This is a genomic window from Streptomyces sp. NPDC086549 (assembly GCF_044746205.1).
GTDB lineage: Bacteria > Actinomycetota > Actinomycetes > Streptomycetales > Streptomycetaceae > Streptomyces.
Window position 1 is genome coordinate 737,304 of the sequence record NZ_JBIVBS010000003.1, and the last position, 14,661, is coordinate 751,964.

Here is a 14,661-nt window from a genome sequence, read left to right on the forward strand (position 1 = left end):
AGCACCGGCCGACGGCGGACCCACAGCAGCACGACTCGCACGACTGCACGAAGGGGAAGCCATGACAGCGACGACCGACGGAAGCACCGGGGCCGCCTTGCCGCCCCGGGCCCCCGCGGCCAGCGAAACCGACATCACCACGCCCGTGGCGGCCGGCGTACAAGAAGCCGCTGAACGCGCCGTCAGGCTCGCCACGGACTTCCTGCTCTCCCGCCAGGACGCCGAGGGCTGGTGGAAGGGCGACCTCGAGACCAACGTCACGATGGACGCCGAGGACCTGCTGCTCCGTCAGTTCCTGGGCATCCGCGACGAGGCGACGACCAGGGCCGCAGCGCTCTTCATCCGCGGCGAGCAGCGCGAGGACGGCACCTGGGCCACCTTCTACGGCGGTCCCGGCGAACTCTCCGCCACCATCGAGGCGTACGTCGCTCTGCGCCTGGCCGGCGACGAGCCCGAGGCCCCTCACATGGCGAGGGCCTCCGCCTGGATCCGCGAGCGGGGCGGCATCGCGTCCGCCCGGGTCTTCACCCGGATCTGGCTCGCCCTGTTCGGCTGGTGGAAGTGGGAGGACCTCCCCGAACTCCCGCCGGAGCTCATCTACTTCCCCAAGTGGATGCCGCTCAACATCTACGACTTCGGGTGCTGGGCCCGGCAGACCATCGTGCCGCTCACCATCGTCTCCGCGAAGCGCCCGGTGCGTCCCGCCCCCTTCCCGCTCGACGAACTGCACACCGACCCGGCCGCCCCCAACCCGCCCCGGCCGCTCGCCCCGGCGGCGAGCTGGGACGGAGCCTTCCAGCGTCTGGACAAGGCGCTGCACCGCATGCGCAAGGTCGTCCCGCGCAAGCTGCGCCGGGCCGCGATGAACTCGGCCGCCCGCTGGATCGTCGAGCGGCAGGAGAACGACGGCTGCTGGGGCGGCATCCAGCCGCCGGCCGTGTACTCGGTCATCGCCCTGTACCTGCTCGGCTACGACCTCGAACACCCCGTGATGCGGGCGGGAATCGAATCGCTGGATCGTTACGCCGTGTGGCGCGAGGACGGCGCCCGGATGATCGAGGCCTGCCAGTCCCCGGTGTGGGACACCTGCCTGGCGACCATCGCGCTCGCCGACGCGGGCCTGCCCGCCGATCACCCGCAGCTCGTCAAGGCCGCCGACTGGATGCTCGGCGAGGAGATCGTACGGCCCGGCGACTGGTCCGTACGACGGCCCGGACTCCCGCCGGGCGGCTGGGCGTTCGAGTTCCACAACGACAACTATCCCGACACCGACGACACCGCGGAGGTGCTCCTCGCCCTGCGCCGGGTCAGGCACCACGACCCGGAGCGGGTGGAGAAGTCGATCGCGCGCGGGGCGCGCTGGCTGCTCGGCATGCAGTCGAGGAACGGCGCCTGGGGAGCCTTCGACGCCGACAACACCAGCCCCTTCCCCAACCGGCTGCCGTTCTGCGACTTCGGCGAGGTGGTCGACCCGCCCTCGGCCGACGTCACCGCGCACGTCGTCGAGATGCTCGCGGTCGAGGGCCTCTCCCACGACCCGCGCACCCGGCGCGGCATCGAGTGGCTGCTGGCCGGGCAGGAGCCGGACGGCTCGTGGTTCGGGCGCTGGGGGGTCAACTACGTCTATGGCACCGGGTCCGTGGTGCCCGCGCTGACCGCCGCCGGGATCCCCGCCTCGCATCCGGCGATCCGCCGGGCCGTGACCTGGCTGGAGAGCGTTCAGAACGACGACGGCGGCTGGGGCGAGGACCTGCGCTCCTACAAGCACGTCAAGGAGTGGAGCGGCCGTGGCGCCTCCACCGCCTCGCAGACCGCGTGGGCGCTGATGGCGCTGCTCTCGGCGGGGGAGAAGGACTCCAAGGCCGTCGAGCGCGGCATCCGGTGGCTGGCCGAGACCCAGCGGGAGGACGGCTCCTGGGACGAGCCGTACTTCACCGGCACCGGCTTCCCCTGGGACTTCTCCATCAACTACCACCTCTACCGGCAGGTCTTCCCGCTCACCGCACTCGGCCGCTATGTGCACGGCGAGCCGTTCGCCGACCGGTACCCCGCGAAGGCCGCCGAGCGGCCCGCCGGGAAGCCGCTCGCCGAGGCCAAGGGGAGCTGATGAGCGCACAGCCCGCCCCGGCCCCGCTGCTGATCGCCTGCGCGCTCGGTATCGAGCATCTCGCCCTGCGCTCGCGCGACCACGGCGGAGCCGGCGGGCAGGTCACCGTCCTGCGCACCGGCATGGGGCCCAGGGCGGCGGAGCGCTCCGTCACGCGCCGGCTGGCCGAGCCCGGGTTCGCCGGGGCCGCGGTCCTGGCCACGGGCTTCTGTGCGGGACTTGCCCCCGGTATGCACCCCGGCGACCTGGTCGTCGCCGACGAGACCCGGGACCCGAGCGGAAACGTCCCGTGCGTGGGCACCGACCTGCTCGTCAAGGAACTGGCGCGCACCGTGCCGGGACGCACCGTCCACACCGGACCCGTCACCGGCTCCGATCACGTCGTGCGCGGCCCCGAGCGGTCCGACCTGCTCGCGACCGGTGCGATCGCCGTCGACATGGAGTCGGCGGCCACGCTCCTGAGCGCTGTCCGCACGGGCGAGCGCCCTGTTGCGGCCGTCCGGGTGGTCGTGGACGCTCCAGAACATGAACTCGTCCGGATCGGCACGGTACGCGGTGGAATATCGGCTTTCCGTGTCCTTAGTTCCGTCCTTCCCGCTTTCTACGAATGGCACCGTTCTTTGCTGCTCCCCCGGAGGTGAGCCAGATGGCCATGCCGCTGCGTCAGTCCATCAAGGTCGCTACGTATTTGCTCGAACAGAAAGTGAGGAAGCGGGACAAGTTCGCGCTGCTGGTCGAGCTGGAGCCGTTGTTCGCCTGCAACCTGAAGTGCGAGGGCTGCGGCAAGATCCAGCATCCCGCGGGCGTGCTCAAGCAGCGCATGCCCGTCGCCCAGGCCGTGGGCGCGGTCCTGGAGTCCGGTGCCCCGATGGTGTCCATCGCCGGCGGTGAACCGCTGATGCACCCTCAGATCGACGAGATCGTACGGCAGTTGGTGGCCAGGAAGAAGTTCGTCTTCCTGTGCACCAACGCGCTGCTGATGCGCAAGAAGATGGACAAGTTCACGCCCTCGCCCTACTTCGCCTGGGCGGTGCACATCGACGGGCTGCGGGAGCGGCACGACGCCTCGGTGGCCAAGGACGGCACCTTCGACGAGGCGGTGGAGGCCATCAAGGAGGCCAAGCGGCGCGGCTTCCGGGTGACCACCAACTCGACCTTCTTCAACACCGACACCCCCCAGACCGTCGTCGAGGTGCTCAACTTCCTCAACGACGACCTGGAGGTCGACGAGATGATGCTCTCGCCCGCCTACGCCTACGAGAAGGCCCCGGACCAGGAGCACTTCCTCGGCGTCCAGCAGACCCGCGAGCTGTTCAAGAAGGCCTTCTCGGGCGGTAACCGCAGGCGCTGGCGGCTCAACCAGAGCCCGCTCTTCCTGGACTTCCTGGAGGGCAAGGTCGACTTCCCGTGCACCGCGTGGGCGATCCCGAGCTACTCGCTGTTCGGCTGGCAGAAGCCCTGCTACCTGATGAGCGACGGCTATGTGCCCACGTACAGGCAGCTGTTGGAGGAGACCGACTGGGACGCGTACGGCCGCGGCAAGGACCCCCGGTGCGCCAACTGCATGGCGCACTGCGGCTACGAGCCGACCGCGGTCCTGGCCACCATGGGCTCCCTCAAGGAGTCCCTGCGGGCCGCCCGCGAGACCATGACGAGCGGAAAGCAGCAGTGACGTCATGACCGCCGTTCCCTTGGGCGTCCCCGAGGTACCGGCCCGGCCGATCGCCGAGCGGCGCGCCTCGCGGCGGATCCACGTCGGGCCGGTGGCGGTCGGGGGCGGGGCCCCGGTGTCGGTGCAGTCGATGACGACGACCCGCACGTCGGACGTCGGCGCCACCCTGCAGCAGATCGCGGAACTCACCGCGTCCGGCTGCCAGATCGTCCGTGTCGCCTGCCCGACGCAGGACGACGCGGACGCGCTCGCGACCATCGCCCGCAAGTCGCAGATCCCGGTGATCGCGGACATCCACTTCCAGCCGAAGTACGTGTTCGCGGCGATCGAGGCCGGCTGCGCGGCCGTGCGCGTGAACCCGGGCAACATCAAGAAGTTCGACGACCAGGTGAAGCAGATCGCGCGGGCCGCAAGGGACCGCGGCACGCCGGTGCGCATCGGGGTCAACGCGGGCTCGCTGGACCGGCGGCTGCTGCAGAAGTACGGCAGGGCGACGCCGGAGGCGCTGGTGGAGAGCGCGCTGTGGGAGGCGTCCCTCTTCGAGGAGCACGACTTCCGGGACATCAAGATCTCCGTCAAGCACAACGACCCGGTCGTGATGATCGAGGCGTACCGGCAGTTGGCGGCGCAGTGCGACTATCCGCTGCACCTGGGTGTCACGGAGGCGGGTCCCGCGTTCCAGGGCACGATCAAGTCGGCGGTCGCCTTCGGCGCCCTGCTGAGCGGCGGCATCGGCGACACGATCCGGGTGTCCCTGTCGGCCCCGCCCGCCGAGGAGGTCAAGGTCGGCATCCAGATCCTGGAATCCCTCGGGTTGCGGCAGCGGCGCCTGGAGATCGTGTCGTGCCCGTCCTGCGGGCGGGCCCAGGTCGACGTGTACAAGCTCGCCGACGAGGTCACCGCCGGTCTGGAGGGCATGGAAGTGCCGCTCCGCGTCGCGGTGATGGGGTGTGTGGTCAACGGTCCCGGCGAGGCCCGGGAGGCGGATCTGGGGGTCGCCTCCGGCAACGGCAAGGGCCAGATCTTCGTGAAGGGCGAGGTCGTCAAGACCGTCCCCGAGTCGAAGATCGTGGAGACCCTCATCGAGGAGGCGATGAAGATCGCCGCGCAGATGGAGAAGGACGGCGTCGGGCCGGGAGAGCCCGCCGTCACCGTGAGCTGAACAGCACGGACCGAGAGGGGGCCCGAGCGTGACGATTCTGGAGAACATCCGGGGACCACGCGACCTGAAGGCGCTGTCCGAGGCGGAACTCGGTGAACTGTCCGAGGAAATACGCGAGTTCCTGGTGCACGCGGTGTCCAGGACCGGCGGCCACCTCGGACCCAACCTGGGGGTGGTGGAACTGACCGTCGCGCTCCACCGGGTCTTCGAGTCACCGGTCGACCGCATCCTCTGGGACACCGGCCATCAGAGCTATGTCCACAAGTTGCTGACGGGGCGTCAGGACTTCTCCAAGCTGCGCGGCAAGGGGGGCATGTCCGGCTATCCCTCCCGTGAGGAGTCCGAGCACGACGTCATCGAGAACAGCCACGCCTCCACCGCCCTCGGCTGGGCCGACGGGCTCGCCAAGGCCCGCCGGGTCCAGGGGGAGAAGGGCCATGTCGTCGCGGTCATCGGCGACGGCGCGCTCACCGGCGGCATGGCCTGGGAGGCACTCAACAACATCGCGGCGGCCAAGGACCGGCCGCTGATCATCGTCGTCAACGACAACGAGCGGTCCTACGCGCCGACCATCGGCGGCCTCGCCAACCACCTGGCCACGCTGCGCACGACCGACGGCTACGAGAAGGTCCTCGCCTGGGGCAAGGACGTGCTGCTGCGGACCCCCGTCGTCGGCACCACCCTGTACGAGTCCCTGCACGGGGCGAAGAAGGGCTTCAAGGACGCCTTCGCCCCGCAGGGCATGTTCGAGGACCTGGGCCTGAAGTACGTCGGCCCGATCGACGGGCACGACATCAGGGCCGTGGAGTCGGCGCTGCGGCGCGCGAAGCGCTTCCACGGGCCGGTCCTCGTCCACTGCCTCACCGAGAAGGGCCGCGGCTACGAACCCGCCCTGGCCCACGAGGAGGACCACTTCCACACCGTCGGCGTGATGGACCCGCTCACCTGCGAGCCGCTCACGCCGTCCGGCGGCCCCTCCTGGACCTCGGTGTTCGGCGACGAGATCGTCCGTATCGGGGAGGAGCGGGACGACGTCGTGGCGATCACGGCGGCCATGCTTCACCCGGTGGGCCTCGGCAAGTTCGCCGAACGCTTCCCCGACCGGGTGTGGGACGTCGGCATCGCCGAGCAGCACGCGGCGGTGTCGGCGGCGGGGCTCGCGACCGGCGGTCTCCATCCGGTCGTCGCCGTCTACGCCACCTTCCTCAACCGCGCCTTCGACCAGCTCCTGATGGACGTCGCGCTGCACCGCTGCGGGGTGACCTTCGTCCTGGACCGGGCCGGCGTCACCGGCGTCGACGGGGCCTCCCACAACGGCATGTGGGACATGTCGGTCCTCCAGGTCGTCCCCGGTCTGAGGATCGCCGCCCCGCGCGACGCCGACCAGCTGCGCGCCCAGCTGCGTGAGGCGGTCGCGGTCGACGACGCGCCCACGCTGGTGCGCTTCCCCAAGGAGTCGGTGGGCCCCGAGATCCCGGCGGTCGACCATGTCGGTGGCATGGACGTCCTGCACCGCGCCGGACATCCCGAGGTCCTGCTGGTGGCCGTGGGCGTCATGGCGCCGGTCTGCCTCCAGGCCGCCGAGCTGCTTCAGGCCCGCGGCATCGGCTGCACCGTCGTCGACCCCCGCTGGGTCAAGCCCGTCGACCCCGCCCTGCCGGGCCTCGCCGCCGAGCACCGGCTGGTGGCCGTCGTCGAGGACAACAGCCGGGCGTCGGGTGTCGGGGCCGCGGTGGCCCTCGCGCTGGGCGACGCCGACGTCGACGTACCGGTACGGCGGTTCGGCATCCCGGAGCAGTTCCTCGCGCACGCCAAGCGCGGCGAGGTACTGGCCGACATCGGCCTCACGCCCGTCGAGGTCGCCGGACGGATCGGCGCGAGCCTGGCGGTCAAGGACGCGGGGGGCACAGCCGACGCGGGGGGCACAGTCAAGGAGAGAGCTGAATGACCACGGAGTTCGACCTCGGCGCGCTCCTGGCCGAGCGCGGAGCCGAACGCTACGAGCTGCACGCCAGGCACCTGAACCACCAACTGCCGCGCATGCTGCACACCATCGGCTTCGACAAGGTGTACGAGCGCGCCGAGGGCGCCCACTTCTGGGACGCGGACGGCAACGACTACCTGGACATGCTCGCCGGGTTCGGGGTGATGGGCCTCGGCCGTCACCACCCCGTCGTCCGCAAGGCGCTGCACGACGTCCTCGACGCGCAGCTCGCCGACCTCACCCGCTTCGACTGCCAGCCGCTGCCGGGCCTGCTGGCGGAGAAGCTGCTCACCCACAGCCCGCACCTGGACCGGGCGTTCTTCGGCAACAGCGGTACGGAGGCCGTGGAGACCGCGCTGAAGTTCGCCCGGTACGCCACCGGCAGGCCGCGCATCCTCTACTGCGACCATGCCTTCCACGGCCTGACCACCGGCTCGCTGTCGGTCAACGGGGAGAACGGCTTCCGGGACGGATTCGCCCCGCTGCTGCCCGACACGGCCGTACCGCTCGGCGATCTCGACGCCCTGGCACGGGAACTGAAGAAGGGTGACGTCGCCGCCCTGATCGTCGAACCGATCCAGGGCAAGGGCGTGCACGAGGCCCCGCCCGGCTATCTGCGCGCCGCCCAGGAGCTGCTGCACAGGCACAAGGCGCTGCTCATCGCCGACGAGGTGCAGACCGGCCTCGGCCGGACCGGGGACTTCTACGCCTACCAGCACGAGGACGGCGTCGAACCGGACCTGGTGTGCGTGGCCAAGGCGCTGTCCGGCGGCTATGTGCCGGTCGGCGCCACCCTCGGCAAGGACTGGATCTTCAAGAAGGTCTACTCGTCCATGGACCGGGTGCTGGTGCACTCGGCGAGCTTCGGCTCCAACGCGCAGGCGATGGCCGCCGGGCTGGCCGTGCTGTCGGTCATGGAGAACGAGGAGATCGTCGCGAACGCCCGGACGACGGGCGATCGCCTGAAGTCCCGGCTCGCCGCGCTGACCGACAAGTACGAACTGCTCGCCGACGTCCGCGGCCGGGGCCTGATGATCGGCATCGAGTTCGGCAGGCCGAGCTCGCTGAAGCTGCGCAGCCGCTGGACCATGCTGCAGGCCGCGCGCAAGGGCCTGTTCGCGCAGATGGTCGTCGTACCGCTGCTGCAACGGCACCGGATCCTCACCCAGGTATCCGGCGACCATCTTGAGGTGATCAAGCTGATCCCGCCGCTGGTCGTCGTAGAGGCGGACGTGGACCGCTTCGTGGACGCCTTCACCGACGTGATGGACGACGCGCACAGCGGCGGCGGCCTGATGTGGGACTTCGGCAGGACGCTGATCAAGCAGGCGGTCGCCAACCGGTGATCACGAGCCGCGAGCTTTGCCTCTGAGGCAAGAAATTTGCCGCAGAGGCAAACATCCGGCTGAATGGAGCCATGAGCTCCTCCGAAGCCGAGCACCCTGGCGGTCACGGCCACGGCCATGGGCACGAGCCGCCGGCCGCTCCGGCCGACGACCTGCCGGCCGTGGCTCCCCAGCTGCGCTCGCTGCGCCGCCGCGCCGGTCTCACCCTGGAGGCCGCGGCCCGCGCCGCCGGGCTGTCGCCCGCCCACCTCTCCCGCCTGGAGACCGGGCAGCGCCAGCCCTCGCTGCCGATGCTGCTGGCACTCGCCCGCATCTACGGTACGACGGTCTCCGAGCTGCTGGGCGAGACCGTCGCCGACCGGGACGCGATCGTGCGCGCCGCCGACATGGAACCGACCCGGGCGGGCGGCTGGACGTACTGGCAGTCCGGTGCGCCCGGCCGGGGGATGCAGGCGCTGCGCGTCCGCGTGCCCCACGGCTCGCAGGGCGACATCGTGCGCGTGCACCCCGGCGAGGAGTGGCTGTACGTCCTCAAGGGGCGGCTCAGGCTGCGCCTCGGGGACACCGTGCACCTGCTCGCACCCGGCGACAGCGCGCACTTCGACTCGCTGACCCCGCACCGCCTCGCCGCCGAGGACCCCGACGGGGTCGAGCTCCTGTTCGTCCACACCCTGCTGCAGAGTCCCACGGCCGCACTGTGCCTGGGCCCCATCACCGGAGAGCTGCCATGAGCAACCTGGAGGACAAGTTCCCCCGCGCCCTGTGGGTCCGTCTGATCGTCTACGGAGTCCTCGGCCACGTCCTGGCCGGCTTCCTCTACCTGCTGTTCGCGGTGGGCGGCAAGGGATGACCGCCGGGTGACGGCCGACGTGTGACGGCCGCCGTGTGACGGCCGCCGTCAGTTGAGCAGCCGCTCCCGCAGCCGGTCCCGGGTCTGCGGGGTGACCCCGAGCCCCTGCTCCAGATAGGCGTCGACACCGCCCCACGTCTCGTCGATGGTCTCGACGGCCGCCGCCAGATACTCGGCCCGCGCTTCGAAGAGCGGGCTGAGCAGCTCCATGACCTCGGGGGAGTACGCGGACGCCGAGCTGCCGCCCCGGCGCACCTTGTAGCGGCGGTGCTTGGCGTTCGACTCCAGGTAGTCGGCGAGGACGGCCTCGCGCTCCACGCCCAGGGCGAGCAGCGTCACGGCTATCGACAGCCCGGCCCGGTCCTTGCCCGCCGCGCAGTGCATCAGCGCGGGGACGCTGTCCTCGGCGAGCGCGTGCAGCACCTGGGAGTGCTCGTCGGTGCGCTCCTTGATGATCTTCCGGTAGGAGGCGATCATCCGGTTCGCCGCCTTGCCGTCCGCGAGGATCCCGCGCAGCTGCTCGATCTCGCCGTCGCGGACCATCTTCCAGAACTCGGCGCCGTCCGCCGGGTCGCTCAGCGGCATGTTCACGTTCCGCACGCCCGGCAGCTCGACGTCGGGGCCTTCCAGCTTCTGGTCCGCCTCGTTGCGGAAGTCGAAGATCGTGTGCAGGCCCAGGGAGGAGAGGAACTCCGCGTCCCCCTCGGTCGCGTGCGCGAGGTGGCCGCTGCGGAACAGCACCCCGTACCGCACCCGCCGCCCGTCCGTCGTCGGCAGTCCGCCCACGTCACGGAAGTTGCGCACACCGGACAGCTCCGGCTCGGTCGACGGGACCTGCTGTGTCACGGGGGCTCCTCACGGCCGGGCGACGCCGACGCGGCTCGTCGACGGGCATGTGCTTGACGATACGACATGAGTTTCCTCAGGCAATGAGTTGTCCACAGGCGTTGCCTCGGAGCACTCCGGCCCGTGATGATGTTGGTGCTTGAGCGGATCTGTTGACACTTGTGAGGGCCCCATGGTGGACATCGCCGAAAACGGTCGTACGTGGCTCCTGTCCGGACCGGCCAGCAGCTACGCGCTGCACCTCACCGAGGCGGACGAACTGCTCCACCTCCACTGGGGCCCGAGAATCGAGCTCGCCGACGCCGAGGCCCTCGCCGTGCGCCCGCTGCCCGGCTACTGGCCCTTCGAGTCCCCGCTCGACGGCCGTGAGGAGTACCCGGTCGAGGGCGGCCCCCGCTTCGTCCGCCCCGCCCTGTCCGTGCGCACCGAGGAGCGGCGCGGCACCGAGTGGACCTTCGAGACGTACGAGACGGAGGGCGACGAGCTGAGGCTGCGCTTCCGGGACGCCGGGCTGTCCGTCACCCTGCACTACCGGATGCGTGCAGACGTGGTCGAGCGCTGGGTGACCGTCGGCAACCAGGGGCACGCGCGCGTGGAGCTGCTCCGCGCCGACCCGGCCGCCTGGACCCTGCCCGACCGGGAGGGCTGGCGGCTGTCCCAGCTGCACGGCCGCTGGGCCGCCGAGTCCCGGCTGACCGTCTCCCCCCTCACGTACGGCGAGAAAGTCATCGGCAGCCGCCGCGGCCACACCGGGCACCAGCACCTGCCCTGGGTGGCGCTCGACACGGACGCCACCGAGGAGCGCGGTGAGGTGTACGGCTGCGCGCTGGGCTGGTCGGGTTCCTGGCGGATCGCGGTCGCCCAGCTCCCGGACGCGCGCGTGCAGATCACCGGCGGCGCCGGCTACGACGACTCCGGCCTGCTGATGCTGGGCGAGGGGGAGTCGTACACGAGCCCGGTCTTCGCGGGCCTGTGGAGCGACGGCGGTTTCGGCGGTGCCAGCCGCGCCTGGCACGCCTACCAGCGGGCGTACGTCATCCCGGACGCCGGCCGGGACCGGCCCGTGCTGTTCAACTCCTGGGAGGCCACGAACTTCGACATCTCCGAGGAGCAGCAGGCGACGCTCGCCCGCAGGGCCGCGGCGATCGGCGTCGAGCTGTTCGTGGTCGACGACGGCTGGTTCGGCACCCGCACCAGCGACCGGGCCGGACTCGGCGACTGGACACCCAACCCCGACCGCTTCCCGAACGGCCTCAAGCCGCTCGCCGACTATGTGCACGCCCTCGGCATGCAGTTCGGTATCTGGGTCGAGCCCGAGATGGTCAACCCGGACAGCGACCTGTACCGCGCACACCCCGACTGGGTGCAGTACCAGTCGGGACGAAAGCGGACGGAACTGCGCAATCAGCTCGTTCTCAACCTGGCCCGCGAGGACGTCCAGGAGTACCTCTGGGAGCAGCTCGACAGCCTGCTCTCCAGTGCCCCCGTCGACTATGTGAAGTGGGACTTCAACCGCTGCTTCACCGACGCGGGCTGGCCCGGGGACCCGTACCCGCAGCGGCTCTGGGTCGACCATGTGCGCGCCCTGTACGCCCTCCTGGACCGGCTGCGGGCGGCCCACCCGGGCGTCGCGTTCGAGTCCTGCTCGGGCGGCGGCGGCCGGATCGACCTCGGTGTGATGAGCCGTACCGACCAGGTGTGGACCTCCGACAACACCGACCCGCTCGACCGGCTCGCCATCCAGCACGGCTTCAGCCAGATCCACCCGGCGCGGATCATGGCCGCCTGGGTCACCGACAGCCCGAACCACCAGCTCAACGGCAGGGTCAGCTCGCTGCGCTTCCGCTTCGTGAGTGCGATGGCGGGCGTCCTCGGGGTCGGCGGCGACCTCGCGGAATGGACCGAGGGTGAACTCGCCGAGGCCCGGGAGTGGGTGGAGCTCTACAAGGACATCCGCCCGGTGGTGCAGCACGGCGAGCTGTACCGGCTGCGGCCGCCGGAGGGCGGGCTGAGTGCGGTGCAGTACGTGCGCGGGGACGAGGCCGTCGTACTCGCCTGGCTCCAGGCCCAGCGGTACGGCGAGCCGGCCCCGGCGCTGCGGCTGCGCGGCCTCGACCCGACGGCTTCGTACGAATGCCGCGAAACGGGCGAAGTGCATCGCGGTGCCGTACTGCTGCACCACGGGCTGCGTACCGGGCTGCGGGGCGATCTCGACGCGGCGGTCTTCCGTTTCCGGCGCATCTGAGTGGCATGCCCGGATTGACCCATTCATCCAAACTCGCTCCGGAATGAAGGGGCCTGGAAGACGGTGCGTGAGGAGCGTCATATCCGTGACCGTCCGTCGCGCGTCATGCCTACGTAATTCGCCTGCTTCCCCTGGGGATTGAGCAGGGAAATGCCGCGGGAATTCACGGAGGGTGACCGGGAATTCCCGTAACGGATCATGTGAAACACGGACACAGGGAATTTTCTGCTTGTCGCTCCGCATCCCGGTCGCTTACGTTCGCCCCAATCCGGACGGAACGCCGAATCCTGCCGCCGCCCGGAGTCCCCACACAATCACCCGTGTACGGCAGGAGCGGGGGACCCACCAGGTATGACTGCCTGTCCCGGTCTCCGGGACGGCTAGGGGTGAAGTCGCGCTCCGCGCGCGGCCGGGCAGCTCCAGCCCGAACCCGACAGCTCACCTCGCAGGCGCCGGAGAGGAATTCGCCATGCCCGCGAAGGGTAAGCACCGCCGCCCCAAGCCCCGCCGCTTCACCCGCAGGATCGCCGTCGCCGGTACCGGTGGCGCCGCGCTGGCGCTGCCGCTGATCGGGGCCGCCGGTGCCCATGCGGCCACTCCGCAGTCCGCTCCCGAAAAGGCCGTCCAGTCGCTTCCGACGTTCGAGAAGAAGGCCGCGCCGGTGCATTCGGGTGCGCGCACTTACACGGTGAAGACCGGCGACTACCTGTCGAGGATCGCCGAGGAGCAGAACGTCCGTGGCGGCTGGCACCGGCTCTACCGGGACAACCGCGAGGCCGTCGGCGACAACCCGTCGCTGATCCACCCCGGTCTGAAGCTCGCCCTCGGCAAGAAGGCCGCGCCGAGCGCCACGCCCTCGTCCTCGAACCCCTCGCGGCCGTCGTCCTCCTCCGCCTCGTCCGCGAAGTCGTCGTCAGCGCAGTCGTCGTCCGCGTCGGACGCTTCCGCCGCGTCGAACTCTTCCTTCGCGCCGGACGCTTCCTCCGCGTCGGACGTGTCGACGCAGAACGCCCAGACCACGACCGCCGGCGTCTCGACCGGGTACACCCTCCCGGTGACGGGTGCCGCCGTCGGCACCGGCTACCACGTGCCGGGCGGCATGTGGTCCAGCGGCTACCACACGGGCGTCGACTTCGTCGTCCCGACCGGCACCTCGGTCAAGGCCGTGGCCGCGGGCACCGTCGTCTCCGCGGGCTGGGGCGGCGCGTACGGCAACCAGGTCGTCATCAAGCTCGACGACGGCTACTACGCGCAGTACGCCCACCTGTCCCAGCTCTCCGTCTCGGCCGGCCAGACCGTGGTCGCGGGCCAGCAGGTCGGCCTCTCCGGCGCGACCGGCAACGTCACGGGCCCGCACCTGCACTTCGAGATCCGCACCACGCCGAACTACGGCTCGGACGTGGACCCGGTCGGCTACCTCCGCTCGCACGGCGCCCCCGTCGCGTGACGGCCGGCCCCGCCGGTGCGCCTCAACGCGCCTGGGCGGGGCCCTATTCCCTCGTTGGCAAACTATTTAAGAGTGTCTTATCTCACCGTTCGTCAACCTCTTCTTACGGTCGCGTAGGTCACATCCGAAGGTGAATCATGGGCCGATGTGGCAGACGATTCGAAGAGTGACAACAGATCAGTGATCGGGTCGTACGTGGCGGTGGGGGACAGCTTCACCGAGGGCGTCGGCGACCCCGGCCCGGACGGGGCATTCGTCGGCTGGGCCGACCGCTTCGCGGTGCTTCTCGCGGACCGGCGGCCCGAGGGCGACTTCGAATACAACAACCTCGCGGTACGCGGGAAGCTGCTCGACCAGATCGTGGCCGACCAGCTCCCGCAGGCCGTGGAACTCGCGCCGGACCTGGTGTCCTTCTGCGCGGGCGGCAACGACATCCTCCGCCCCGGCGGGGACCCGGACGAGGTGGCCGAGCGCTTCGAGCGGGCGGTCGCCCGGCTGACCGAGGCGGTCGGCACGGTCATGGTGACGACCGGGTTCGACACCCGTGGCGTGCCCGTGCTCAAGCACCTGCGCGGCAAGATCGCCACGTACAACGGGCACGTCCGGGCCATCGCCGACCGGTACGGCTGCCCGGTGCTCGACCTCTGGTCCCTGAAGACCCTCCAGGACCGGCGCGCCTGGGACGGCGACCGGCTCCACCTCTCGTCCGACGGGCACACGCGCGTCGCGCTGCGGGCGGGCCAGGTGCTCGGCCTGGAGATCCCGGCCGAGCCGGACCAGCCCTGGCCTCCGCTTCCGCCCCGCGGCACCCTCGACGTGCGCCGCGACGACGTCCAGTGGGCCCGTGAGTACCTGGTCCCGTGGATCGGGCGGCGGTTGCGCGGGGAGTCGTCGGGAGACCACGTGACGGCGAAGGGGACGCTGTCCCCGGACGACATCAAGATGCGGATCGCCTCGGTCGCCTGAAAGGGCGCCGCTCGCGGTGCACGGCGTGACGGCGCC

Annotated in this window: 12 protein-coding genes and 1 riboswitch; of the genes, 11 read left to right on the forward strand and 1 reads right to left on the reverse strand. The window is 70.7% G+C overall.

What is annotated here, in order from left to right; genetic code table 11:
• Nucleotides 1–61 precede the first annotated feature (61 nt).
• The 8 genes from shc to ACIPSA_RS14310 all read left to right on the forward strand — a co-directional run bounded on the left by shc (nt 62) and on the right by ACIPSA_RS14310 (nt 9,121).
• Complete coding sequence (gene shc / locus ACIPSA_RS14275; RefSeq protein ID WP_402633471.1) at nt 62–2,107, forward strand: squalene--hopene cyclase; 2,046 nt, start codon at nt 62–64, stop codon at nt 2,105–2,107.
• Nucleotides 2,107–2,748 (forward strand): 1-hydroxy-2-methyl-2-butenyl 4-diphosphate reductase, encoded by a 642-nt coding sequence (locus ACIPSA_RS14280; protein WP_402633474.1) that lies wholly within the window; start codon nt 2,107–2,109, stop codon nt 2,746–2,748. The genes shc and ACIPSA_RS14280 overlap by 1 nt, the downstream gene beginning before the upstream one ends.
• Before the next feature lie 5 nt (nt 2,749–2,753).
• A complete protein-coding gene (hpnH, locus tag ACIPSA_RS14285) occupies nt 2,754–3,779 on the forward strand; it encodes an adenosyl-hopene transferase HpnH (RefSeq protein WP_402633477.1) in 1,026 nt (341 codons plus the stop codon).
• 4 nt (nt 3,780–3,783) lie between these two features.
• Nucleotides 3,784–4,941, forward strand: coding sequence for a flavodoxin-dependent (E)-4-hydroxy-3-methylbut-2-enyl-diphosphate synthase (ispG, locus tag ACIPSA_RS14290; RefSeq protein WP_402633480.1), 1,158 nt, complete (start codon nt 3,784–3,786; stop codon nt 4,939–4,941).
• A gap of 28 nt (nt 4,942–4,969) precedes the next feature.
• Nucleotides 4,970–6,889: a 1-deoxy-D-xylulose-5-phosphate synthase gene (gene dxs, locus ACIPSA_RS14295; RefSeq protein ID WP_402633482.1), complete on the forward strand. Its 1,920-nt coding sequence runs from the start codon at nt 4,970–4,972 to the stop codon at nt 6,887–6,889.
• Nucleotides 6,886–8,271 (forward strand): aspartate aminotransferase family protein, encoded by a 1,386-nt coding sequence (locus ACIPSA_RS14300; RefSeq protein ID WP_402633485.1) that lies wholly within the window; start codon nt 6,886–6,888, stop codon nt 8,269–8,271. Before dxs ends, ACIPSA_RS14300 begins: the two co-directional genes overlap by 4 nt.
• Before the next feature lie 71 nt (nt 8,272–8,342).
• A complete protein-coding gene (locus tag ACIPSA_RS14305; protein WP_402633488.1) occupies nt 8,343–9,002 on the forward strand; it encodes a helix-turn-helix domain-containing protein in 660 nt (219 codons plus the stop codon).
• The gene (locus tag ACIPSA_RS14310; protein WP_402633491.1) at nt 8,999–9,121 is read left to right on the forward strand and encodes a DUF6126 family protein; all 123 of its coding nucleotides are present in this window, start codon (nt 8,999–9,001) and stop codon (nt 9,119–9,121) included. The genes ACIPSA_RS14305 and ACIPSA_RS14310 overlap by 4 nt, the downstream gene beginning before the upstream one ends.
• A 48-nt stretch (nt 9,122–9,169) precedes the next feature.
• Here the strand turns inward: ACIPSA_RS14310 and ACIPSA_RS14315 are convergent, their stop codons facing one another.
• Nucleotides 9,170–9,967: a tyrosine-protein phosphatase gene (locus tag ACIPSA_RS14315; RefSeq protein WP_402633493.1), complete on the reverse strand. Its 798-nt coding sequence runs from the start codon at nt 9,965–9,967 to the stop codon at nt 9,170–9,172.
• A gap of 172 nt (nt 9,968–10,139) precedes the next feature.
• On the opposite strand from ACIPSA_RS14315, the gene ACIPSA_RS14320 reads away from it, so the two are divergent.
• From ACIPSA_RS14320 to ACIPSA_RS14330, 3 genes are all read left to right on the forward strand, one after another.
• A complete protein-coding gene (locus ACIPSA_RS14320; protein WP_402633496.1) occupies nt 10,140–12,212 on the forward strand; it encodes an alpha-galactosidase in 2,073 nt (690 codons plus the stop codon).
• Between the two features lie 305 nt (nt 12,213–12,517).
• Nucleotides 12,518–12,677: riboswitch (cyclic di-AMP (ydaO/yuaA leader) on the forward strand.
• A gap of 4 nt (nt 12,678–12,681) precedes the next feature.
• Complete coding sequence (locus ACIPSA_RS14325; protein ID WP_402633499.1) at nt 12,682–13,659, forward strand: peptidoglycan DD-metalloendopeptidase family protein; 978 nt, start codon at nt 12,682–12,684, stop codon at nt 13,657–13,659.
• A gap of 180 nt (nt 13,660–13,839) precedes the next feature.
• Nucleotides 13,840–14,625, forward strand: coding sequence for an SGNH/GDSL hydrolase family protein (locus ACIPSA_RS14330; protein ID WP_402633799.1), 786 nt, complete (start codon nt 13,840–13,842; stop codon nt 14,623–14,625).
• The last annotated feature ends 36 nt before the right edge of the window (nt 14,626–14,661 follow it).

Excerpts from the sequence above, each read along its gene's own strand:
- ACIPSA_RS14320 (WP_402633496.1), top strand. The coding sequence starts at position 10,140 with ATGGTGGACATCGCCGAAAACGGTCGTACGTGGCTCCTGTCCGGACCG.
- ACIPSA_RS14325 (WP_402633499.1), top strand. The coding sequence starts at position 12,682 with ATGCCCGCGAAGGGTAAGCACCGCCGCCCCAAGCCCCGCCGCTTCACC.
- ACIPSA_RS14305 (WP_402633488.1), top strand. The coding sequence starts at position 8,343 with ATGAGCTCCTCCGAAGCCGAGCACCCTGGCGGTCACGGCCACGGCCAT.
- hpnH (WP_402633477.1), top strand. The coding sequence starts at position 2,754 with ATGGCCATGCCGCTGCGTCAGTCCATCAAGGTCGCTACGTATTTGCTC.
- ispG (WP_402633480.1), top strand. The coding sequence starts at position 3,784 with ATGACCGCCGTTCCCTTGGGCGTCCCCGAGGTACCGGCCCGGCCGATC.
- ACIPSA_RS14280 (WP_402633474.1), top strand. The coding sequence starts at position 2,107 with ATGAGCGCACAGCCCGCCCCGGCCCCGCTGCTGATCGCCTGCGCGCTC.
- ACIPSA_RS14300 (WP_402633485.1), top strand. The coding sequence starts at position 6,886 with ATGACCACGGAGTTCGACCTCGGCGCGCTCCTGGCCGAGCGCGGAGCC.
- shc (WP_402633471.1), top strand. The coding sequence starts at position 62 with ATGACAGCGACGACCGACGGAAGCACCGGGGCCGCCTTGCCGCCCCGG.
- ACIPSA_RS14310 (WP_402633491.1), top strand. The coding sequence starts at position 8,999 with ATGAGCAACCTGGAGGACAAGTTCCCCCGCGCCCTGTGGGTCCGTCTG.